At 47.1% G+C, this 22,668-nt stretch carries 21 protein-coding genes; 4 read left to right on the forward strand and 17 right to left on the reverse strand.

Translation table 11 applies throughout. The features are described 5' to 3' along the window. Positions 1 to 11: 11 nt before the first annotated feature. Positions 12 to 767 (reverse strand): TraX family protein, encoded by a 756-nt coding sequence (locus DW183_RS00325; RefSeq protein ID WP_243069476.1) that lies wholly within the window; start codon positions 765 to 767, stop codon positions 12 to 14. A 27-nt stretch (positions 768 to 794) separates the two neighbouring features. Then, positions 795 to 2,432, reverse strand: coding sequence for a hydroxylamine reductase (gene hcp, locus DW183_RS00330; RefSeq protein WP_118280107.1), 1,638 nt, complete (start codon positions 2,430 to 2,432; stop codon positions 795 to 797). Positions 2,433 to 2,538: 106 nt separating this feature from the next. On the opposite strand from hcp, the gene DW183_RS00335 reads away from it, so the two are divergent. Then, complete coding sequence (locus DW183_RS00335) at positions 2,539 to 3,204, forward strand: Crp/Fnr family transcriptional regulator (RefSeq protein WP_118280109.1); 666 nt, start codon at positions 2,539 to 2,541, stop codon at positions 3,202 to 3,204. On the opposite strand, the gene DW183_RS00340 is transcribed toward DW183_RS00335, so the two are convergent. The 12 genes from DW183_RS00340 to cls all read right to left on the reverse strand — a co-directional run bounded on the left by DW183_RS00340 (position 3,185) and on the right by cls (position 15,137). Continuing rightward, positions 3,185 to 4,171 (reverse strand): 2-hydroxyacid dehydrogenase, encoded by a 987-nt coding sequence (locus DW183_RS00340; RefSeq protein ID WP_118280111.1) that lies wholly within the window; start codon positions 4,169 to 4,171, stop codon positions 3,185 to 3,187. The genes DW183_RS00335 and DW183_RS00340 overlap by 20 nt on opposite strands. Positions 4,172 to 4,213: 42 nt before the next feature. Continuing rightward, positions 4,214 to 4,942, reverse strand: coding sequence for an alpha/beta hydrolase (locus DW183_RS00345; RefSeq protein WP_243069477.1), 729 nt, complete (start codon positions 4,940 to 4,942; stop codon positions 4,214 to 4,216). Between the two features lie 51 nt (positions 4,943 to 4,993). Beyond that, positions 4,994 to 5,932, reverse strand: coding sequence for an NYN domain-containing protein (locus DW183_RS00350; RefSeq protein WP_118280113.1), 939 nt, complete (start codon positions 5,930 to 5,932; stop codon positions 4,994 to 4,996). 19 nt (positions 5,933 to 5,951) lie between these two features. Then, positions 5,952 to 6,179 carry a hypothetical protein gene (locus tag DW183_RS00355; protein ID WP_178010674.1) on the reverse strand — a complete coding sequence of 76 codons (228 nt, stop codon included), beginning with the start codon at positions 6,177 to 6,179 and terminating at the stop codon, positions 5,952 to 5,954. Positions 6,180 to 6,182: 3 nt separating this feature from the next. Continuing rightward, a complete protein-coding gene (locus tag DW183_RS00360; protein WP_118280116.1) occupies positions 6,183 to 7,208 on the reverse strand; it encodes an aldo/keto reductase in 1,026 nt (341 codons plus the stop codon). 14 nt (positions 7,209 to 7,222) lie between these two features. Continuing rightward, positions 7,223 to 7,798, reverse strand: coding sequence for an FKBP-type peptidyl-prolyl cis-trans isomerase (locus DW183_RS12725; protein ID WP_118280118.1), 576 nt, complete (start codon positions 7,796 to 7,798; stop codon positions 7,223 to 7,225). Positions 7,799 to 7,834: 36 nt separating this feature from the next. Beyond that, a complete protein-coding gene (locus DW183_RS00370) occupies positions 7,835 to 8,476 on the reverse strand; it encodes a metallophosphoesterase (protein WP_118280120.1) in 642 nt (213 codons plus the stop codon). Between the two features lie 10 nt (positions 8,477 to 8,486). Next, entirely contained in the window at positions 8,487 to 9,068 is a 582-nt protein-coding gene (locus DW183_RS00375) for a M48 family metallopeptidase (protein ID WP_118280122.1), read from the reverse strand. A gap of 5 nt (positions 9,069 to 9,073) precedes the next feature. Beyond that, positions 9,074 to 9,778 carry a 4Fe-4S binding protein gene (locus DW183_RS00380; RefSeq protein ID WP_118280124.1) on the reverse strand — a complete coding sequence of 235 codons (705 nt, stop codon included), beginning with the start codon at positions 9,776 to 9,778 and terminating at the stop codon, positions 9,074 to 9,076. Between the two features lie 70 nt (positions 9,779 to 9,848). After that, positions 9,849 to 10,643 carry an HAD-IIB family hydrolase gene (locus tag DW183_RS00385; protein ID WP_118280127.1) on the reverse strand — a complete coding sequence of 265 codons (795 nt, stop codon included), beginning with the start codon at positions 10,641 to 10,643 and terminating at the stop codon, positions 9,849 to 9,851. Between the two features lie 42 nt (positions 10,644 to 10,685). Continuing rightward, positions 10,686 to 13,499, reverse strand: coding sequence for a histidine kinase N-terminal 7TM domain-containing protein (locus DW183_RS00390; protein ID WP_118280129.1), 2,814 nt, complete (start codon positions 13,497 to 13,499; stop codon positions 10,686 to 10,688). 27 nt (positions 13,500 to 13,526) lie between these two features. After that, positions 13,527 to 15,137: a cardiolipin synthase gene (cls, locus tag DW183_RS00395; RefSeq protein WP_118280132.1), complete on the reverse strand. Its 1,611-nt coding sequence runs from the start codon at positions 15,135 to 15,137 to the stop codon at positions 13,527 to 13,529. Between the two features lie 198 nt (positions 15,138 to 15,335). Between cls and DW183_RS00400 the strand changes: the two genes are divergently transcribed. Beyond that, entirely contained in the window at positions 15,336 to 16,703 is a 1,368-nt protein-coding gene (locus tag DW183_RS00400) for an MATE family efflux transporter (RefSeq protein WP_118280135.1), read from the forward strand. A 19-nt stretch (positions 16,704 to 16,722) separates the two neighbouring features. Next, positions 16,723 to 17,433 (forward strand): GDSL-type esterase/lipase family protein, encoded by a 711-nt coding sequence (locus DW183_RS00405; protein ID WP_243069478.1) that lies wholly within the window; start codon positions 16,723 to 16,725, stop codon positions 17,431 to 17,433. On the opposite strand, the gene DW183_RS00410 is transcribed toward DW183_RS00405, so the two are convergent. The 3 genes from DW183_RS00410 to DW183_RS12580 form a co-directional block, all read right to left on the reverse strand. Next, positions 17,430 to 19,196, reverse strand: coding sequence for a diguanylate cyclase domain-containing protein (locus tag DW183_RS00410; RefSeq protein ID WP_118280138.1), 1,767 nt, complete (start codon positions 19,194 to 19,196; stop codon positions 17,430 to 17,432). The genes DW183_RS00405 and DW183_RS00410 overlap by 4 nt on opposite strands. A gap of 51 nt (positions 19,197 to 19,247) precedes the next feature. Then, complete coding sequence (locus DW183_RS00415; protein WP_118280141.1) at positions 19,248 to 20,006, reverse strand: tRNA threonylcarbamoyladenosine dehydratase; 759 nt, start codon at positions 20,004 to 20,006, stop codon at positions 19,248 to 19,250. 209 nt (positions 20,007 to 20,215) lie between these two features. Then, complete coding sequence (locus tag DW183_RS12580; protein WP_243069479.1) at positions 20,216 to 21,640, reverse strand: SGNH/GDSL hydrolase family protein; 1,425 nt, start codon at positions 21,638 to 21,640, stop codon at positions 20,216 to 20,218. Between the two features lie 118 nt (positions 21,641 to 21,758). On the opposite strand from DW183_RS12580, the gene DW183_RS00425 reads away from it, so the two are divergent. Continuing rightward, positions 21,759 to 22,658 (forward strand): LysR family transcriptional regulator, encoded by a 900-nt coding sequence (locus DW183_RS00425; protein ID WP_118280144.1) that lies wholly within the window; start codon positions 21,759 to 21,761, stop codon positions 22,656 to 22,658. Positions 22,659 to 22,668: the final 10 nt, after the last annotated feature.

A 22,668-nucleotide genomic window follows, 5' to 3' on the forward strand; every position in this document is an offset into this window, starting at 1 on the left:
GTGATCTTACTTTATAAAATTTTTAAAAGTCCCAGCACGAGCAGGTGCAGGGGATAGAATACATAAAAGAACCACTTATGTATGGGCTTCTTACTGCCCGCCTTTCCATTATAAGTATAATGTAGGAGCAGGGGCACCAAAAAGACCCCCAGTTGATAAATACCCCAGATACCAAATCCCCCAAAGACAAAACTACAGACAGAGAGCAGGGTATAAGTCGACCACTTCTTCTTTTCATCCTTCCGATAGCAAAAGAAACACATGGCATAAAGGATATCAAAGATGGGCCAGTCTCCCCAAATGGACAAGATACAAAGAAAGGCAATGATGGCTTTTTTCTGTGCCTCCATCATCGTTCCCTTATCCCAAACCCAGATTGCAAGCAGGGCTAGAAAGAGGGTGTAGATAACGCCCGGCGAAAATTCAAATGTATAATTTCCATTTAATTTATAAATAGGTAAATGTCCATACTCAAAAAAAGTAAAGGGGATCCAGGAAATGACCGCAAAAATGGCAAGTCTCTTGGCATACTTCTTTACGCTTCGTGTATGCACATAGCCCTCGGCAATAAAATATGCCATGGTCGGACCTGTCAGCCGACCGATCATATGCATGATCTGCCCCTGCCAGGAGGCAAGCGGTACAAAAGCCCAGGCAATGTGATCGATGAGCATGGCTAGGATCACAATATATTTGATCTGATTTCGGTTTAAAGAAAGCATGGCTTGTTCTCCTTCCGGTGCCAGAACCTGACACCAGAATATCATAACAAGCCACTTCCTTTCTGTAAAGATTTATTCACCAAAGAAGATCTTCATATCCTCCTCCACGCTGCCAATGCCTGCAATCCCGAAGTTGTCTACCAGAACCTTTGTCACATTCGGTGATAAGAATGCCGGCAGGGTCGGTCCCAGGTGGATGTTTTTTACACCAAGGGCTAAGAGCGCCAACAAGACAATAACTGCTTTCTGCTCATACCAGGAAATGTTATAGACGATTGGCAGTTCATTGATGTCTTCCAGTCCAAAGATCTCCTGCAATTTCATAGCGATGACCGCCAGCGAATAGGAATCGTTACACTGCCCTGCATCCAGGACACGCGGGATATCTCCTATAGAACCCAGATTTAATTTATTGTATTTATACTTGGCACAGCCTGCTGTCAGGATGACCGTATCCTGTGGCAATGCCTTTGCAAAATCCGCATAGTAAGACCGGGACTTGGCTCTGCCGTCGCAGCCTGCCATGACAACGAATTTCTTGATCGCGCCACTCTTTACGGCTTCTACGATCTGGTCTGCCAGGGCAAATACCTGGGCATGTGCAAAACCGCCGATGATCTGCCCCTGTTCGATCTCCTCCGGTGGCCGGCATGTCTTGGCTAATGCGATGATCTGACTAAAGTCTTTTTCCTGACCAATTTCTCCCTCAATATGTTTGCAGCCCGGATAGCCGGATGCCCCCGTGGTAAAGAGACGGTCTTTATAGGAATCCTTTGGCGGTACGATACAGTTGGTCGTCATCAGGATCGGACCATGGAAAGACGCAAATTCTTCCGTCTGTTTCCACCATGCATTTCCGTAATTGCCGACAAAATGCTTGTACTTTTTGAACGCCGGATAATAATGTGCCGGTAACATTTCTGAATGGGTATATACATCTACGCCGCTGTCCTTGGTCTGCTCCAGAAGCATTTCCAGGTCCCGCAGATCGTGTCCGGATACCAGGATGCCCGGGCGCTTACCCACGCCGATGTTGACCTTTGTGATCTCCGGATTGCCATAGGCTTGCGTGTTGGCTCCATCCAAAAGTGCCATACCCTTCACGCCATACTTGCCTGTCTCCAATGCCAGCGCCACCAGATCATTCACGGATAAGGTGTCATCTAAGGTTGCTGCCAGTGCCCGCTGTAAAAAGGCATCCAGTTCTGCGTCATCTGCCAGCAGTACATTGGCATGCTTGGAATAGGCGGACAGACCCTTGAGCCCATAGGTGATCAACTCGCGCAGAGACCGGATATCCTCATCCTGCGTTGCCAAAACGCCGACACTTTTTGCCTTTTCCATATAAGCCGACGGCTCCGCCGTCCAAAGGGCTGCCTCCGGCAATTCCCTTTTGTCCTCTAACTGCTGTAAAAGTTCTTCCTTGCAGACCAAGGTATCTGCGATCCGCTTTTTTATCTGTGCCCCATCAAAATTGGCATTGGTGATGGTTGTAAAAAGATTTAAGGTAATACGATGGTTGACCTCATAAGAAACCTCTTTGCCCTCACTGCGCAGCGCTGTTGTAAGGGCAGCACATCCCTTGGTCACATATATCAAAAGATCCTGCAATGCAGCCACTTCCGGTGTCTTACCGCAGACACCGCGCACACTGCATCCCTTGCATCCTGCTGTTTCCTGACATTGATAGCAAAACATCTTATTTTCCATTTTTCTTCTCCTTTATCTTGCTTATTTGTCTTGTTTTTCACTGACAGGCTCATTATAATATGGTTATCGAAACAATTATGTTGTCATAACAACAAAAGGAGATAAAATGAATTACCAATTTTTAGCAAATACAAGATTATTCCGCGGCATATCCGTGGATGAACTGGAAAAGATGCTGACCTGTTTTTCCGTACAGACCAGACAATATGAAAAAGGCAGTCTGATCCTGCGTGCCGGACAGACGGTCTCTGCCATCGGTCTGGTCCTCTCCGGCAATATCACCATCGAAAACAATGACCTCTGGGGCAATCGCACCGTAATGGACCGCCTGGGGGCAGGCGCGATCTTTGCCGAGTCCTATGCCCTGACACCGGAGGAGATCCTCATGGTCGATATCGTTGCAAATGAACCGACAGAAGTCCTTTTCTTACAGACCCGGGCTATCCTAAATCCCTGTCAGAAGTCCTGCTACAGCCACCGCGCCCTCTTAGGCAATCTGCTTGCCATTTCCTCACAAAAGAACCTGCATATGTCCCGCCACATCCTCCACACCTCTCCCAAGACCATCCGCGGCAGGCTCTTGTCCTATCTGTCTTTTTTTGCACAAAAAGAGGGCAACTACGAGTTCGACATCCCCTTTGACCGCCAACAACTGGCAGATTATCTGGGGGTCGACCGCAGCGCCCTCTCCAACGAACTCAGCAAGATGCAGCGCGAGGGCATCCTGAGTTCCAAAAAAAATCATTTTAAACTTACACCTGATTGCCTGTAGGGATCTCTCCCTTTTCGTAGCCCAGCGCATTCTCTAAGGTAGTGTGGCTGATGGCTTCCATTGCCTCCTCGGTAAAGAATGCCTGATGTGAGGTGACGATCACATTCGGGAAAGACAAAAGCCTTGCCGTAACGGAATGTTCCATGATGTCTGCCTCACGGTTTTCAAAGACATTGCCGGACTCCTCCTCGTAAACATCCAGTCCCACGCCATGAAACTTGTGGGCACGAATCCCGGCAATCAGATCATCCGTATCGACCAGTTCCCCGCGGGAAGTATTGACCAGTACCACCTGATCCTTCATCAGAGAAATGGTCTTGGCATTGATCATATGATAGTTGTCGATCGTGAGCGGACAATGCAAAGAGATCAGGTCACCCTCCCGGAAAACTTCTTCTAATTCTTTATACTCGATAAAATCCAAAGATGGATTCGGGTATTTGTCATAGGCGATCACCCGCATACCAAATCCCCGGCAAATGCGCGCCATAGCGGCACCAATCTTTCCCGTACCGATAATACCTGCGGTCTTGCCGTAAAAGTTGATCCCCATGAGTCCTTCCAGACTGAAATTGTTCTCCCGCACCTTGATATATTCTTTATGAATACGTCGGTTGACACTCATAGCCAGTGTCATTGCATGCTCTGCCACGGCTTCCGGGGAATAGCCCGGTACGCGAAGGACGGTGAGTCCCAGTTCCTTTGCCTTTTCCAGATTCACATTGTTGAAACCGGCACAGCGTAATAGGATCAGACCTACGCCTTCCTCGTGCAAAACTTCCAGAACCGGTGCGGATAAATCGGAACTGACAAAAGCACAGACGGCATCATAGCCCTTTGCTAAAGCCGCTGTTCTCACATTGATATCGGCATCCAGATAATCGATCTCTATGGATGCATAATCTGCCAGTTCCTTATCAAAAGAATCGATATCATATTTCTTTGCATCATAAAATAATATCTTCATTTAATTTTATCCTTTCCTTCATAGATCCGGTCTATGTAACTCTTACAGCCAGGCTTCTACCACGGCATCCACTACCGTCGCCTGCTCTTCCTCGCGTGAGATACCGGCTTTGCCATCGCCGTCCTGCTCTCCGTAATTGCCATAGTAGGCGTGATTGCCACCGGCAAACTGAATATCAACCGTCGTATCCTTTGGCAGATTGTCCGCATACTTTGCCAGTTTATCCCGGTTGATGACACCATCTTCGCTGCCGACCAAAGACACGACCGCAAGATCGCTGTCGGAAAGATCCTTGGTCGAATAGGCCGCCAGAAGAAGGAGACCGTCCAGTTCGTCCGCGTGATCTGCTGCATAGGATGCCGCCATGGCTCCGCCCAGCGAATGACCGCCGATATACCAATGCTTATACTTATAGGCTGTCATGACATCCGTTGCCTTATTCATGCCAAAAATCGCCAGATTACCAGGCATAGTGACCAGATAGCAATCCAAGCCATTTGCCGCCAACTGCTTCATGAGCGGTGCGTAGGAGATTTCCTCCACCTTGGCTCCCGGATAAAAGACCATGGCACTCTCCGTACCCTTGCCATCAAAAAAATAGCCGTCCTCCGTCTTGGTCACGGTAACTTCCACGTCCGATTCCAGTGCGTCCTCTACGCCCTCGGCGTGATAATACTGGTTGAGATAAGCCATGATCCCCGTGATCAGGGAAATAATGATGACAATGGTGATCTCTATTTTTAATTTTTTACGCTGACTTGTGTTTTTCATATTGCTATCCTATCTTTATTTTTTGAAAACCAGAAAAATCTATACCTGTCTTTACAGGATGGCGGTCACGAGATTGTTCTCGATCTGCACGCCCGGAACACTGCTGACATACTTGGAAAGTCTGGCATAACCGTAATCCTTGTATTTGAAATCCGGGTATTCAGTCGCGATCATCCTGCCAAGTGTTCCCAGTTCCACCGTGCTGGCTGCTGCCTTCTGTACAAATTTCTCTACTTCTTTTTCGATATCCTTGCCATGGTCACTGCTGCGCAGGATGCAGATGGCAGTACCTTTTTGCATGGTCTCGAACTTGGTCGCTTCCTCAATAAAGGTACGCATGGAACTGTAGCCGTAATTTCGCTCATCAAAATCCGGGAAGAGTCTTTGCAGATTGCTCTTGGTGGATCCCAGATTGGCATGCTCGCCATTGTTCTCGCTCTGCTGGATCAATTCGTTAATTGCTGATTTAATTTCTCCGATCGGTGTGATAGAATCGCCCTTGCTGTCGTGATTACTTTCTTTGTGGCTCTTTGCCTTGGAAGTCTCCTTGACCTCCTCATCCACGATCTTATCCAAGAACTTGTATTCATTGCAGGCTGCAATAAAGGTCTTTGACGCGTCGGATTTGCCCATGCCGATCACAAACATGCCCTCTTCACGCAGGCGGTTGACCAGTCTTGTAAAATCACTGTCCGAAGTCACGATACAAAATCCATCCGTCTTGTCCTGATACAAGATATCCATGGCATCGATCACCAGCATGATATCCGATGCATTTTTGCCGGACGAATAGCGCGGCTGCTGGATTGGCACAATGGCATGCTTCAATGCCTTTTTGTGCCAGTCTGCAAGATTTGGACTGGTAAAATCTCCATACATTCTCTGATAGGTGATCACACCATATTTTTTTAATTCACTGATAATGGCATCAATATACTTGGAACTCGCGTTCTCCGCATCGATCAAAAGTGCCAGACGTTTTTCTTCCATTTTATACTCCACCTGCCTGTTACTGTAAATCTTTCAGGCTCTCCATCAATTCCAGATCCGACTGCAATACCTTAAAATTTGTCGTGATCGGTTCCTCTCCCGGCTTAGTCACGGTAATCTCAAAAACAGTTCCTTCCTCCACGCGGGAAGAAAATACCACCTGCAAGAACTTTACAAACTTTGGATGATTGTTTGTAAATGTGTTCTTTGCATTCATGAGTTTCATCATAGTTCCCGGATTGATCATCTCTTATACCTCTACTTCCCCTGCAAGCACACGCTTGTAGTCCTCGTAATTTTTCTTTAGTAATGTCGGTGTATCCAGTTCATACGGACACTTCTTTTTGCAGGCGCCACACTCTAAGCAGCCCTCGATCTTCTTCATTTCTGCCTGCATTTCCTCGGTCAGCCAGTTGGCTGACGGCGCACGGCGGAGCATGAGAGACATACGTGCACACTGGTTGATCATGATACCTGCCGGGCACGGCATACAGTAGCCACAGCCACGACAGAAATCGCCGGTCAGTTCCTGACATTCCTTGGCAATAAAGGCACGGATCTCATCGGTCATTTCCGGTGTCTGATCCATAAAGGCAAGCCATTCGTCCAACTCGCTCTCTTTTTGGATTCCCCAGATCGGAAGGACATTGTCAAACTGTGTCATATATGCCATGGCTGCGGTGGAATTGTTGATAAGTCCGCCAGCCAGTCCCTTCATGGCAATAAAGCCCATGTTGTGCTTGCGGCAGTTCTCCACCAATGCCAGTTCCCTGTCCGCAGACAGATAGGAAAATGGGAACTGCAAGGTCTCATAAAGACCGGATTCGATGATGTCCTCGGCAATGCCGATCTTGTGCGCTGTGATACCAATATGACGGATCTTACCCTGGGCTTTTGCCTCAAGCATGGCTTCGTACATGCCTGTGCCATCCCCCGGTGCAAAAACCCGGTCTGCACAATGGAACTGATAGATATCCAGATAATCGGTCTTTAAATTATGAAGTGTGGTCTCAAGGTCTTTCCAGAATCCTTCCGGTGTCTTGGCTGCCGTCTTTGAGGCAATGTAAATATTTTCTCTGACATCTGAAAGACCTAAGCCCATTTTTTCCTCGCTGTCGCTGTAGGCTCTTGCCGTGTCAAAAAAGCGCATGCCGCCTTCGTATGCCTTTTTCAAAAGTCCCGCTGCATCCTCAGCACTGATACGCTGGATCGGCAGTGCCCCAAAAGCGTTCTGCGGCACTGTGATCCCTGTACTTCCTAATGTAATGTTTCTCATTGGCTTTTCCTCCCTTATTCTTCTGCTTGTCCGTAAATGCCGTTGATCTTGACGGTAAAGACTGCCTCAGCCCCATTGAAACTCTTGGTCTCGCCATTATCGTCTGTATAAGAACGACCATAATTTTCCGGGAATGTGACATTGACCTCAACGGTCTCTCCTACCTTATGACCTTCCAACTGCTCCTCAAAGTCATCGATAAAAGTATTAGATCCGATCGTCAGATCCTGTCCCTCTGCGGTTCCTCCCTGGAAAACATAACCGTCAATACTGCCGGAATAATCGATATTGACCGTATCGCCTTCCTTTACTTCCAGACTGGTATCTGTCAGCAATGTCTCTTTCGTCGTATCTGAAGAATCCTGTGTGGTGGACTCCTGGCTGGACGTATCTGTCGCCTGCTGCTGGGCATCCTCTGCCTCGGCAGCCTTTTGCTTACGGCTATCGATCACGCCATAGACGATCATGCCGACAAAAAATGCAACGATAAGCGCAATGATGAGGGTATTTCTCACCAGACGCATGGTTGCCTGTTTTTTACGTTCTGCGGCTCTTCTCTCCTGCGCCATTTTCTTATTTTCTTTCTTCATTTCGTATGATTACCTCCTTAGATGATAACTCTTATATTATAATGAATCTTCCACATTCTGGCAACGGATAAGTCGCTGCTTTGTCAGCGCGATCCACTCGTCCAGACTGAGGGGCTGGTAGTCCGAATACATGCAAAAACAATTTATCATGTGGGAAGAAAGGGACTGCGTTCCACCATCACGATCCGGGATCCGGGTCTTTTCCACCATCTGCTGATACTGCTCGATCAGGCGCTCGTCATGACTGTCATGCACATGCCCATAGAGCATATAGGTCCGCGGCTCTCCCTTTTTATTTTTTAAATACTGCCCGTTATAACAGGCGATGGGATAATGGGAAAGGACGACCTTGCGCCCGTCATCATGGAGTTCCGCATAGGGATAGATCCAGCCAAAACGTTCCTTGTGGAAGGTTTTGCTCCGCAGATAGCGGTTGTCATGATTGCCGACGATCAGGAACAGTTTGCCCTGCAAACGGTCTAAAAGGGCATTGGTCTGCTCGGCATTTCCCATGGAAAGATCTCCTAAGATCACGACCTCGTCGCGGTTTCTGACCTTTTCATTCCATCTTTTTATCATATATTCATTCATTTCCTCCACGGAGGCAAAGCCCCGGTGATCCATTTCCCGGTTGAGTGCTTCATGGAAAAAATGGCAATCTGCAATGTAATACCGCATCTGTCTCTCCTTATGCTAACATGATATCATTTAATGTCCGCCGACATTCCTTATAATTTGGATAATAGGTCTCGACCTCCTGCCAGAAAGTCTTGGAGTGATCCATATGACGGCGGTGCGCCAGTTCATGCACCACGACATAGTCCAAAAGTTCCTGCGGCAGATAAGCCAGCCGGTAGTTAAAGTTGAGATTTCCCTTACTGCTGCAGCTTCCCCACCTGCTCTTTTGATTACGCATAGAAATAGAGCCGTAGTCTATCCCCATGCAATCTGCATAGTAGTCTACGCGCTCTATTATCTTTTGCTTGGCTATTTTTTTGTCGGATGCCGTCAGGCTCTCCCATTCCGGGATGTCGTAAGGATTTTCTGCCAGATACTGTCTTCTTGCAAACATCTGGCTGCGGTTTTCCTCGATCCACCTGGCATGCGAGGTCACAAAGCGGCGGATGGTCCTGTCTGAAACACGCATAGGTACCCGCGCTAAGACGGATCCATCCGTCCGGATCTGGAGTGCCATGCTTCGCCGCTTGGATCTTACGATCTCGACCTCGATTTCTTCATTTTCTAAGGCAATAATCAATTCTGTCAACATTTTCCTTAATCAAGGATCCTGCCATCAATGGAGATGGTCACAACCTGCCATGGAAGGAACTTGCCGCTGTTTTGTAAGGCGGTCTTGGCTGCATACTCCAGCCCGCCGCAACACGGTACTTCCATGCGCACGATCGTCACGCTCTTAATGTCATTTGCCTTGATGATCTCCGTTAATTTTTCACTGTAATCGATCGCATCCAACTTTGGACAGCCGATCAGGGTCACATGCCCCTTGATAAATTCTTCATGGAAGGATGCATAAGCATATGCCGTACAGTCTGCCGCGATCAAAAGACGGGCACCGTCAAAATATGGTGCCTGTGGCGGCGCCAGTTTGATCTGTACCGGCCAGTTAGCAAGACGGCTGACACTCGCAGCCTTTGTCGCTGCCGCCACTTCCGGCGCATCCTCATGTGCAATGGCTTTTGCCATGCTGCCCGGGCATACAAATGGCTTTGGTTGTTCTTGGGCTGCTTCCATGCGTGCCTTGACAGCGACTTCGTCGTAATCTGCCGCTTCTCTTTCAATGATATGGATGGCATCCATCGGACAATGCGGCAGACAGTCGCCAAGTCCGTCGCAATAGTCGTCTTTGATGAGTTTTGCCTTGCCGTTTACGATCTCAATGGCTCCCTCGTGGCAGGCTGTCGCACATGCGCCACATCCATTACATTTTTCTTCTTCAATATGAACAATCTTTCTTCTCATGATCTATGCTCCTTTACTTTTCCTAAGATGACTAGATCATAAGACATTTTGTCTAAAAAATATGTTGTATCTACAACATTTCATTTAAAATCTGACGCAAAACATCTTCCACGCGGTCGCAGTGGTTCACCTTGACATCCTCCATGGTCGGATTACATTTTTGCATCAGATAAGGCTGTCCCACAAATTCCAACATAGAACGGTCATTTTCGTTGTCACCGAAAGCCACCATTTCTTCCGGTGCGATCCCCATCTGCTGACCGATGGCTTCGAGTGCCGTACCCTTATTGGCTCCAAGTGGTGCAAAGTCCGCCCACTCATTACCAGATACCATGAGTTGGCATCTTCCGGCGATCTTTTTGGTAAAGTATGCCGTCACCTGATCCCGGTAGTCCTTTGGGGTAAAGTAAGATACCTTGATGATCGGCTCTGTGATCTCCTCCGGTGCCCCGATCACGGTCACATCGTTCTTGATGTGATTTGTCAGATAATTCACATAGTCCTCTGTCTTTGGCACCACATAGCAGGTGCGCTCCCCGGAGATCAAGACTTCACACTTTGGATCATCCATGACCATGTGGCAAAGTTCCAAGGCTAACGCTCGGTCAAACTCCCGCTTTAGGAGAACCTTGTCCTGGTAAAAGACCAAGGCACCGTTTTCACAGAGATACATGACATCTCCATCCACCTTTTTGAACATGTTATGTAAGTTAAAATACTGTCTGCCGCTGGCAGGCACAAAGATCACGCCCTTTTTCGTCAGTGCCGTGATCAGTTCGATCGCCTCCTCGGAACAATCCGGCATATAGTTCTGTAAAAGCGTGCCGTCCAGATCCGATGCAATCAGTTTTACCTTTTGCTTCATTTCTAATCTATCCTATCCTTTTCTCTTTTTCGCTTACCTATCTTAGCAGAAAGTCCGCAGGATTTCCACCTTGCGCGTCGCAGACTCCCAGGAAAATTCCGACAGATCCTGTCCCAGCGTCGCCAGTACCGATGCCGCGTCCACGCTCCACGCTCTATCCTGCAACTGCTGATAGAGGAAATCCACCGCCTGCAGGTCCTGGTTTTCCAGTGCAGACTGCATCATCTCCAAGAGATTTTCCTTGGTCTCCGCCGTCGTATCCTTGTGATCTTTGAAATAATCTGCCAGGTGCTTTCCGGCATCTTCGATCTGCTCCATGAGTATAGGATGCAGGGTCTGCACCTGATCTATCCGACCGTCAGCCAGAGCTATCTCGATCAGGCGGGCTGTTTTTGACAAAAGCAGGGCACCCACGGTCGCCGCCGTGCCCTTTAAGGTATGGATACAGCGTCTGTAGTCCTCTTTTGTCTCATCCGTCCAGGTCGTGTCAAAAAGAGTCGTCAACTTTTCCTGCGCCCTTGCAAGATCACGGGCAAATTCCTGCAAACCGGTACGATAACGCGACGGACTCTTCCAGATCAGCATGGCATATTCCGCATCAAACTCCTCGATCTGCGGCAGTTCCATGTCTGCCTGCGCCTGATCTTTGTCATCCTTTTGCCCCTTTTTCACCAGATCTTTTGGCAGGTAAGTAAGGAGCATCTTTTCCAGTTGATCGTAGAGAATAGGCTTTGGCAAAAAGTCACAGAAGCCCTCTGCCAGATACTTTTCCCTTGCCCCCGCAGTCACATTGGCGGTCAGCATGACGATCGGCACCTGCCGACAGAGATTGCCCTCATCCGAAAGCATATTACGCCGCGTCTCGATCCCATCCATTTCCGGCATCATGTGATCCAAAAAGATCAGGTCATAGGCATGTTCTTTTGTCAGACGCAGACACTCTGCACCACTATCCGCCTCCGTGATCTGGATCCGGCTCTCCTTTAAAAGTTCCACAAAAACACGCCGATTCATCTCGTTGTCATCGACCAGAAGAATCTTGGCTTTCGGTGCCACAAAACCGGAGGCAAACTCCTCATATGCCACATTCTGCGCTACCATCTGCGCAAATTCCCCGATCGGTGTTGGATCCGCTACCGGCTGGTAGAGAACAAATGAAAAGTCACTGCCGACGCCCTCCTGGCTCCAGACATCCAGTTTACTGCCCATCAGTTGTAGGAGAGAGGAAGAAATACTCAGTCCCAGGCCACTGCCTTCGATATGACGGACTGCCGTTTCTTCCACGCGGTTAAAGCGTTCATAGATCTGTGGGATCTTTTCCGGTTTGATGCCATTTCCGGTATCTTTGATGGAAAAACGTACGCCCAGATCACTACTGTCTGTCGTCTGTACCGACTCCACATAAAAGGTCACACTGCCCTGGGCGGTGTACTTGATCGCATTGGTCAAAAGGTTGATCAGAACCTGACGGATACGGATATCATCCCCGATATAGGCACGCGGCAGGGTCGGATCGACAACGACCTGAAAAGTCAGATTTTTCTTCTTGGCATGAGGCGACAGCATCTGATAAAGATCGGATATCATATTGCCCAGATCATAATGTACCGGCAGGATATTGAGTTTGCCGGTCGATAACTTGGACGAATCCAAAATATCATTGACCAGGCTCAGCAGCATATTTGCTGCACTCTCCACGTCTTTGCCATATTGCAGGATCTGCGGATCTTTCGCCTCTCGCAGGATCATTTCGTTCATACCCATGATGGAATTGATCGGAGTACGCAGTTCGTGTGACATGCTGGCGATGAAATCACTCTTTGCCTGATTGGCTTCGTTGGCGGCTGTCACCAGGGACTGGATCCGCTTCATCTGCTTTTCCTCATCCGTCAGATCCATCAGAAGGATAGAATAGCCCATGAGCACATCTTCCTCATAAATCTGGTCGATATGCACATCATAGACCTGATCGCCCAAATACATCTTATTGGCAATCCCGGTACGCAGATAAGACAAAAGTTTTGTCTCTGTTAAAAGTTGTCCCTGCCGCTGATCGGCTAAAGATGGAAAAAGTTTTTTTGCCTTGATGTTTGCCTCTACAAAGCCGTAGTTCCCATCCACAATGATGATAGGTTCATGCATATTTTCAAAGATATTGTTGTGTGCCACACGAGCAATATCAAACATATCCTGCACCATGGCAGAAGAAAAGAATAAGATCATCCCCACCGCGGTCAAAGATGGAATGAGTTCGTAGCCCCGATCCAGTCCCGAAAGACGGATGGGAACGACCACGAAAGGCAAAAGGACACAGAAAAAGAGCATCTTACAACTGCGACGGTATTTTTCATCCTTTGCCTCACGCCAGCCCTTAAGCGCCAGATAGGCACAGGCAAAGATCTGCACTGTCTCATAGACCGAGTTAAAATAGATGACCGGTCCGTAGACTCTGTGCAGATAGGTCAGACTGCCGGCGGTCACATAATAAATGTCCCGGTAAAAAAGCGAATGATACTGACTGGTCCATGCACTGATCATGACAAGAATGTCCACTACGAGCATGACACCGACCAGGTGCTTGGGTATCTTTTTGTGGGAATAGCGCATACAAAAGAGTAAAAAGAAAGTATCAATAAATGCCACACCGATATATCGCAATTTCATGATCAGCAGAATCGCACTGATCGAATCCGCCTGTATCTCCATCAGATATGCCGCATTTTCGATCAGGCATAAAAACGCCACGATCAGCATCAATTTAGACAGACGGTTGGACTTTTGGATCCCTGCCGCCAAGACAAAAGCGATACAGGCGATCGTTACGATCGCTTGAAAAATTAAAATTCCCTGACTCATACTCTCTTTTGTAAACTCCTCTTCTGTTTATAAAAGTGGTGCGATCAGACGCAGGAGCATCTGGATAAACCGCATGCCCTGACTGCGCCCGGTATTGTATTTTTCTGTAACTTCAAGACTTTCCCTCATCATGGCTTCCATATCCTGTCTGGTCTCTTGGACTGCCGGACCATAGGCATAGAGACAGCCATTTTCAAAATGATGATAGAGACTGCGGTAGTCCAGATTGATCGTGCCGCAGGTGGCTACCACGTCATCCACCACGCACATCTTGGCATGACAGAAGCCCGGCGTGTATTCATAGATACGGACACCGTGCTTTGCCAGGCAATGATAGTAAGACCGCGTCACGGCATAGACAATACGTTTGTCCGGGATCGCCGGTGTGATGATGCGCACATCCACGCCACGCTTTTTTGCCAGACGGATGGCGTGCACCATCTCATCAGTCAGGATGAGATACGGCGTGACAAACCAGCAATACCGCGTTGCCTTATTGATCAGGCTGATGTAGACTTCCTCGCCCACATGCTCATTATCCATAGGGCGGTCTGCATAAGGCTGCACATAAGCCCGGCTTTGCCCAGTCTCTCCGATCTCCTCTGCCATGGCATGCGGATCCGCATAAGGCTGCTCCAGATATTTGCCAAAATCGGCATCATCGATATCGTTGCCCTTGACCGCGTTCCAGTTTTCCAGAAAAGTTGCCGTCAGGCTCCGCACTGCTAGCCCTGTGATCTGCACGCCTGTGTCCTTCCAATAACCGTAGGGATGGGTCAGATTAAAGTATTCGTTTGCCATATTGTAACCGCCGGTAAAGCCCACCAGTCCATCGATGACCATGATCTTTCTGTGGTCCCTGTTATTTAAAAAGAAATTCAACCCCGGCATAAAAGGGTTAAAGATACGGCACTGGATGCCAAGGGCATTGAGGTGCTTGGCAAAATCCCCGTTGATAAAGGCGATACTTCCGATATCGTCATAAAAGACGCGGACTTCCACGCCAGCCTTGACCCGCTCTACTAAAATTTTCTCTACCTGATTCCATGCTTCTGCCTGCTCGATGGCAAAATACTCCATAAAGATAAAGTGCTTTGCCTTTTTTAAGGCTTCTTTTTGTGCCTCAAATCCCTTGTAAGCCTCATCATAATAGGTAATGGGACAATCCGCATAGACCGGAAATCCGCTCTTTTCCTGCAAATAATAGGATATACTAGCAAGTTGTTCATTCTTATCCCGCAGTTCCTCCATGGAGGACTTCACATGGTCTGCCCCCGGTCCCTGATCCAGCATGGGAAGAACGATGGCATCCACGGCATCGTAACGCTGCCGCATCTTATAGGTGTGACCATTCAGACCGACCAGAAGATACATGATGATGCCAAAAATCGGAAAGGCAAGGATGAGCATGATCCAAGGGGTCTTCATACTGCTTGTCCGATCCTGCGCGTAAATGCATACGACCAGCACCACCGCCAGAATACGCGTGGCAATGTTGATACCTTCCGCGTAATCATTGAGCCTGGTAAAGACCACCACGATAAAAGCGATCTCTAAGGCGATCGCAAGTACGGAGAAAAAGAGTCTTGCAATGCCGTTTTTCACATGTGCTTTTTTCTCATAGGTCCGTATTTTCATGCCTGCTCCTTTCCTAATATAAAGCACTCCAAATCTAGTCTTTCTATTATAATGCATCGCCGATGGATATTCAACACAGGCAGATCTTCTCGTTTTTCTATATAGTCTTTCGGTTATAAATAATATGTAATCTGTATTTTACATATATAAGACAGATTGTTATACTTGAATGCAGAAAAAGAAGGAAATGATATCACAATGAAACAAATTGATTTTGAAAATGGTGGTGTCGGCAAAAATATTCTGGCTGCCGCACTGCCAATGCTTGTCGCCCAGATTTTAAACCTCTTATATAACATCGTAGACCGTGTCTATATCGCCCGCATTCCCCAAGTGGGAACGGCAGCACTCGGCGCAGTAGGACTTTGTTTTCCTCTGATTGTTATTATCAGTGCCTTCGCGAATCTGTTCGGCAGCGGCGGTGCCCCGATTTTTTCCATCCACAGAGGAAAAAAAGAGGATACAAGGGCCAACCAGATTATGAACACATCCTTTACCATGCTGTGCATAGCCGCGATTTTGCTCATGGCGATTGGCATGCTCTTTGCCCATCCCCTTCTCATCCTTTTTGGAGCCTCCGAAAAAGCACTGGTATTTGCCTATCCCTACCTCATGCTCTACCTGATAGGTACCCTGCCATCCATGATAGCTGTGGGTATGAACCCCTTTATCAATGCCCAGGGCTATTCCACCATGGGCATGCTCTCCGTCGCCATCGGTGCCCTTGCCAATCTGCTCTTAGATCCACTTTTCATCTTCGCATTTGGCCTTGGTGTATGTGGTGCTGCAATTGCAACCGTCATCTCACAGACTCTGTCTGCTGCCTTTGTCCTTTATTTTTTAACTAGAAGATCTGAGTTACAGGTTCGCCTGCTTAAAAAGGAAGAATTTTCTGTCTCCTTAGGGTATGCCAAAAATATCGTCAGTCTTGGAACTGCCGGTTTTATCATGCAGTTGACCAACAGCCTGGTGACCATCTGCTGCAACCATGTCCTTTCCATGACCGGCGGTGATATTTATATCTCTGTCATGACGATCGTATCCAGTGTAAGACAGTTGGTCGAAACACCAATCTATGCACTGACCGAGGGTTCATCCCCCATCATCAGTTACAACTATGGTGCCAGACGTCCGACGCGTGTCAAAAAAGCCGGCAGCATCATGAGTCTTCTGGTATTTGCTTATACCGCTGTTATGTGGGCTGTCATTATTCTGATTCCCCATACCCTCATACAGGTCTTTAGTTCCGATGCCAGCCTGATCAGTGACTCTGTTCCGGCCTTAAAGCAATACTTTGCAGCCTTTATTTTTATGGATTTGCAATATATCGGTCAGACCATTTTCAAATCCTTAAATAAAAAGAAACAGGCCATATTTTTTTCCCTGCTTCGAAAAGTTTTTATCGTTGTCCCTCTGACCTATCTGATGCCTTTCGTTCTCGGCATGGGCACAGACGGTGTCTTTTTAGCCGAACCGGTATCCAATGTCATCGGTGGAAGCCTTTGCTTTATCACCATGCTTTGCACCGTCTTACCGGAATTAAAACGTATACAAAAAAACAAATAATAAATGGAGGATATCTACAATGGACTTAAAAGAATTACAAAAAGACCCAAAAATGATGGAGATTATGAAAGAGATTGGCAGCATCATGCAAATGCGTTCCAAGCAGGAGCAGGCAGAAAAAGTCAAAAATTTCCGCATCCTAAACGAGAATGCCGTCAAAGGACAGATCCTTTTTACCGGTTCTTCTCTGATGGAACAATTTCCCATCACAGAGATTGCCCGGAATCATGGCATTGACAAGATCATCTATAACCGCGGTATCGGCGGCTATACCACAGATGATTTCATCGCTGAAATTGACACCGTACTTTTTGACCTTGCCCCATCGAAACTTTTTATCAACATCGGGACAAACGACATGCGCCCTCGCGAAGACGGTCAGGACTGGGCTGTTCATCTTCTTAGCAATTATGAACACATCTTGCAGCAGATAAAAGAAAGGCTTCCCGAATGTCAGGTCTACATGATGGCTTACTATCCGACCAATCCGACGGTTGCTGATAACGAGGTCGTCCGACACCTCTTAGCCACACGCACCCGAGAAAACCTTGACATGATCAATGAAAAAATGGCTACCCTTGCCGCCAAATACGACTATCATTTTATCAATGCCAACGATGGGCTTTGTGATGCCGAGGGCTATCTGAAAAAGGATTTTACAAAAGAAGGACTCCATATGTTTGCCAACGCATATGAAGTCGTATTCAACAATATCAAACCATATATTTAATTGTAATGCTCATCTAACAACTGACAATCCATAATGAGTACATAAAAGACATTGCCGTAATAGTTGCTTTCCACGATACGCCCATGATCCAATACCGGGTGTGTACTGCCATCTTTCTTGACAAAATGGAATTGCACAAAATCATTCGTTCCGGCGGCTTGGGACTGAATCTGCTGCCAGATGCTTTTCTCAACAGCCTCCTGCTCGTCGGAGCGAATCAGATTGCGGAAACTATGCTTTGAATACTGCATGAATTCATCCAGATCCTTACAGCCTGCATAAGTAACCAGTTCCTGATTGGCAAATAGAATCTGGTCATTTTCCGGATCTGCCTTGTAGATCAAAAATGCTCCCGGCAAGTGCTGGGTAATGTCACTAAGGACAAATCCCAGACGGTTTCTCCGGTTTGGATCAAAATCTTTCTGATACCGCATACTCATGGCTTTTCCACGAAGTTTTCCCTCATAAAGCGCCATATCCGCAAGTCCCAGCAGCCGGTCAGCCTCCTCTGTATCCGCCGGATACTCCGCATAGCCTACAGAAATATGAAAGTAGTATTCCATACCCTCATACATAAAAGATCGGTCGCTGGCGGTAAAGGCTTCTATCTGCTCTTTGACATCATCACAGGTCGCCCCGGTCAAAATCAGCGTAAACTCGTCACCACCATTTCTGCCGTAAATGGCATTGGCAGGAAAAGCAGTCCGCATGCTCTGCGCCAGATTCTGTAATGCCTGATCTCCTACCACATGACCATAAATATCGTTAATCATCTTGAAATCATCGATATCTAACTGTATACCAACGCATGACTGGTTTGGATTTTTCCTGCGATATTCCCAAAAACACTTTTCAAAACCATTGCGGTTATAAAGACCTGTCAAGGCATCTGTCGTAGATAATTCTTCCAATTGCTGTCTATCTTCTTCCATGATTAATACGGATCCAGTCAAGCCAGACAAAAGGATAATGATCAGTATACCGACAATAAGAATCTGTCCTACATTGTCTCCTCGATTCCAGCCTTCTTTTGGCATCACTTCTAATTTAAAAGAGCATCCGCAAAGTTCAAATTCATAGGAAGCCGGATCTGTCATGTCCTCTGCGGAGGCAGAAATCTCCTGATATTGGGATGTAAGCGGTGATTCTGTCTTAGACAGGCGGTAATCATATCCAAAGTTGGTAAGTGCCTGTACGGAATTAGCAAAAATATCCGGCACGCGGATGATGGCTATGGTAAAGCCCCAGAAATACTCCTGCCCTGCATCATTTTTCAGGTAAACCGGATTACGGATCGCAATGCCCATGCCACCCTGTTTGAGTGAAAAAGGTCCTTGCATGATGGTCAGGTCATGATCCCGGCTATAGCGAGAAATCTCTCCTCTTTGCTCATCATGGAGCAGATCGATCTTGCCGGCCTCATTGCCCGCGGCAGGATAAATATCTGTTACGACACCATCCGGCGCGATCTGGATACTTTGAATCGTATCATCGATCAAGTCTGCAGCGATCTCATCAAAGTTGTCAATCCGTCCATTGTCACTGACAATAATCGCCTGTATGGATTCTGTGATGCTGATTCCATGGTTGAGGTCGCTGACCATGCGCTCTGCATAATTCATAGCATTCAGTTCGGTGACCGTCCGTACCTGTTTATGATTTTTCTCTATACTAAAGTGTACTACTCCTGCCAGAACAACGAGCCCCAAAGCCGTCACGCAAACCGGCAATATCCATTTCCATGTTCCGATCTTCCTTCTCATAGCATTTTTGCTCCTTTAACGCAATGTACTGAAAAGCCTTATATTTTTATATTATTTCGTATAGACCAGATCTTTGACGACTTCTCCTGCCACAATAAGACCGGCAACCGATGGCACAAATGCCACACTGCCCGGAATATCACGACGCTCTGTACATTTATGGGCTGCCCCCGGCGGGCAGATACAATGCGTCTGGCAACTGATCGCCATGTCCTCGATCGGTCTCGTTGGTTTTTCCTCCGAATAAACGACCTTTAATTTCTTGACGCCCCGCTTCTTCAACTCACGGCGCATGACCTTTGCCAGCGGACACATCTTGGTCTTATAGATGTCTGCCACCTGAAAAGCACTGGCATCCAGTTTATTGCCAGCCCCCATGCTGCTGATGATCGGCACGCCCATAGACTGACATTTCATGACCAGTTCAATCTTTGCCGTCACCGTGTCTACGGCATCCACTACATAATCATATTCTGCAAAAGGAAAGTCATCTGCATTTTCCGGCAAAAAGAAGCACTTGTAGGTATGCACTTTTACATCCGGGTTGATGTCCAGCATACGCTCTTTCATCACATCAACCTTGTATTTGCCGACTGTAGAACGCGTTGCGATGATCTGACGGTTGAGATTGGTCAGACAGACCTTATCATCGTCGATCAGATCAAAACTCCCTACACCGCTTCGTACCAAGGCTTCGCACACATATCCACCTACGCCGCCCACGCCAAAGACAGCCACTCTGGCATTTTTCAGGCGTTCCATACCTTCCTTGCCTAACAATAACTCCGTTCTTGAAAACTGTGTCAACATATGATCTTCCTCATTTCCTACCATTTTTCTTGGGGATTATTGTAGCATGGAAGCCGCAGATGCACAAGCCACAAGGGACGTTCCTTTTGCCATATGGACTGTCCCCTTTGGCTTGGGCGCCTGCTTATCCCATCTGCACCAGCCCCACTCTAGGTTGCTCCAAGCAAAAAGAGACGCCCCTACTGCATAGGAGCGTCCCTGTGTCTGTCTTAGTTCAAGTCCAGATATCTTTCAATTTCCTGTTCAAAGAATGGTGTCCACCAGTCCAGATAGCCGGCACGGTTTGGATGAATGCCATTTGCCATATAATAATGATATTCCGGTATGTCTGCATCCAGATCATCCCACATATCAATGATGCCAATGCCCCATTTTTCCTGCAGTTTCTTGGTCAATTCCACCATTTCACCATACTGCTCACTGTCATACTTTGTGCCGGTATAGAACATGACCGGACAACCGTAATGCTGGTCTGCGTATGCGATGATATATTCCATGGCGCCGGCAACCGTTGTCGTATCAAAATCATCCATGTTCTTAGAGTCTGAGATCTCGCCCATTGGCTGTCCTGTCGTTGCATCGTTGGTAGACAATTGACAGATAAAGAGATCCGCCTTCTGATCCGGAATATTTGCCTTCATGCGGGCAATATAAGAAGTCTCTCCATTGTCTACAAGCGTGGTTCCACTAACCGCTTCTTTGACATATGCAATACCATCTCTGGCAGCCAAATATTCCACAAAGGAAGCCTCATTACTGTTGCTTCCAAAAGTAACCGAAGAACCTAAGAAGATGATCTTTTTCCCCTTTAACGGAGAATCTGCAAGTGCTTCCACATTTGCCGGATCATACTGCGGCAATTCATTGATCTTATCTGATGCCACTTCTCCATATTTTTCAATCAATTCCGTCTGCAGTGCCGGACCATACCAGTTCATGTAACCGGCATCACTAAGCGTTCCGTCTTTCTGCTTGTATGTACTGATGGTCTTATCTTTATAATCCAGTTTTTCCCATAGATCCATGACATATGCATGATCCATGCCATATTTGACCGGCCAGACAGCCTGACGCATATCATAGATGGCATCCTTTTTCCCCTCCTGAATACCCGTAACAAAAACTGCCGGCGCTTTCCAGTTATCCCAGCAATAAGATACGATATACTGATATGCACCTGTCAGCGTTTCCAGATCATAAGTATCTCGATCCTCACTCTCTGATAATTCTCCTACTTCTGCTTTTTTGTCTGTCTCTATCGGTGGAATTTCTACTAAGATCATATCCCATGTCGCATCCTTATCCATGGCATCCAACTGTGCCTTATAGGATTGTTCCCCATCACCGGTCAAGGTCGCATCCTTTGTTGCAAACACATCCACGGTCATTCCATTTTTCTTTTCCAGATAATCGGTGTAGGATGTCTTGCCATTTCCAACTGTAAGTGTAGAGCCAACCACTGCAATGTGGCTTCCACTGAGCAGTGTCTCCTCCTCGCTGACCTCATCTGCTGTCACTGTTTTCGTATTCTCTTTTTTTGTGTCAGCATCTGCTTTCTTGCTGCTGCCACACGCTGTCCCTATGCATCCGAGACTAAGCGTCAGTGCCAGAAACATTGCCATTTTCTTTTTCATGTAAAATACCTCCCAATCTTCATGATGCATTCAGTATAATTCTTTTATATATAAATATTCCAATATAAAAATCTCATATGTTATAATATATTATGTATAGATTATTGGGAGGTTTCTTATGATTACAGAAAAGAAATTACAGTATTTTATAGAAGTCTGCAAAACAGAAAACATTTCATCGGCTGCCAGAAATTTATTTATCGCCCAGCCGGCACTTTCCAAAACCATTCAAGAATTGGAGGAAGAATTACACTACCCACTGTTTGACCGGCAGGGAAAACATATCATTTTAAATGAAAATGGACGAATTTTTCAAACCTATGCCAAGCAGATTCTTGCCAATTACGATGGCGCTCGCGCGGCACTTGCGTCAAACAACCAGACAGATGACAAGCATATCTCCTTTGGTGTCAGCGTCTGTTCCCAGTTGCTTTCAGATATTCTGGGTGGTTTTTACGAAAAACGCCCGGATGCCAACATCACGGTTCACACCGGCTATCCTCTGGACTGTATGCAGGATCATCTGGATCTCGTTTTGGATGCCTATCCACAACTAACAACACCTTCCTCTGATCAGGAACCCTTGCAAAAGCCGGCAGGCGACATTCTCATGAGCGAGGAGATCTGCATCGCCTACTCTGCGTCACATCCTTTTGCCCGGGAGGAATCCATACCACGTTCCATACTCTATCATTATCCCTGCATTCTTCCATCATCAGAAAGTCGCATGGGAGATCTGTTAGATGATCTATGGCAGCGTTATATCCTGCGCCCCCTACAATCATCCAGCGATGTCAACAACTCCTATGTCCAATGCGAACTTGTCAGTCAGGGACGTTATTTCACTCTGGTACCACAAAAGAGTTGGCGTCCTGCCTATACAGCAAATAATCTGATACTTGCACCTCTCCCGAATGCAAAAATCTACCGTCATATTTGTCTCTACCGCCAACCCTACCTATCACCGCTGGCTCTGGAATTTGCAGATTATCTGCACACATATTTTGCCGCGTTATAGCCAAAGACAA

It is taken from the genome of Roseburia sp. AM16-25, assembly GCF_003473825.1.
GTDB classification, from domain to species: Bacteria; Bacillota; Clostridia; order Lachnospirales; family Lachnospiraceae; genus Pararoseburia; species Pararoseburia lenta.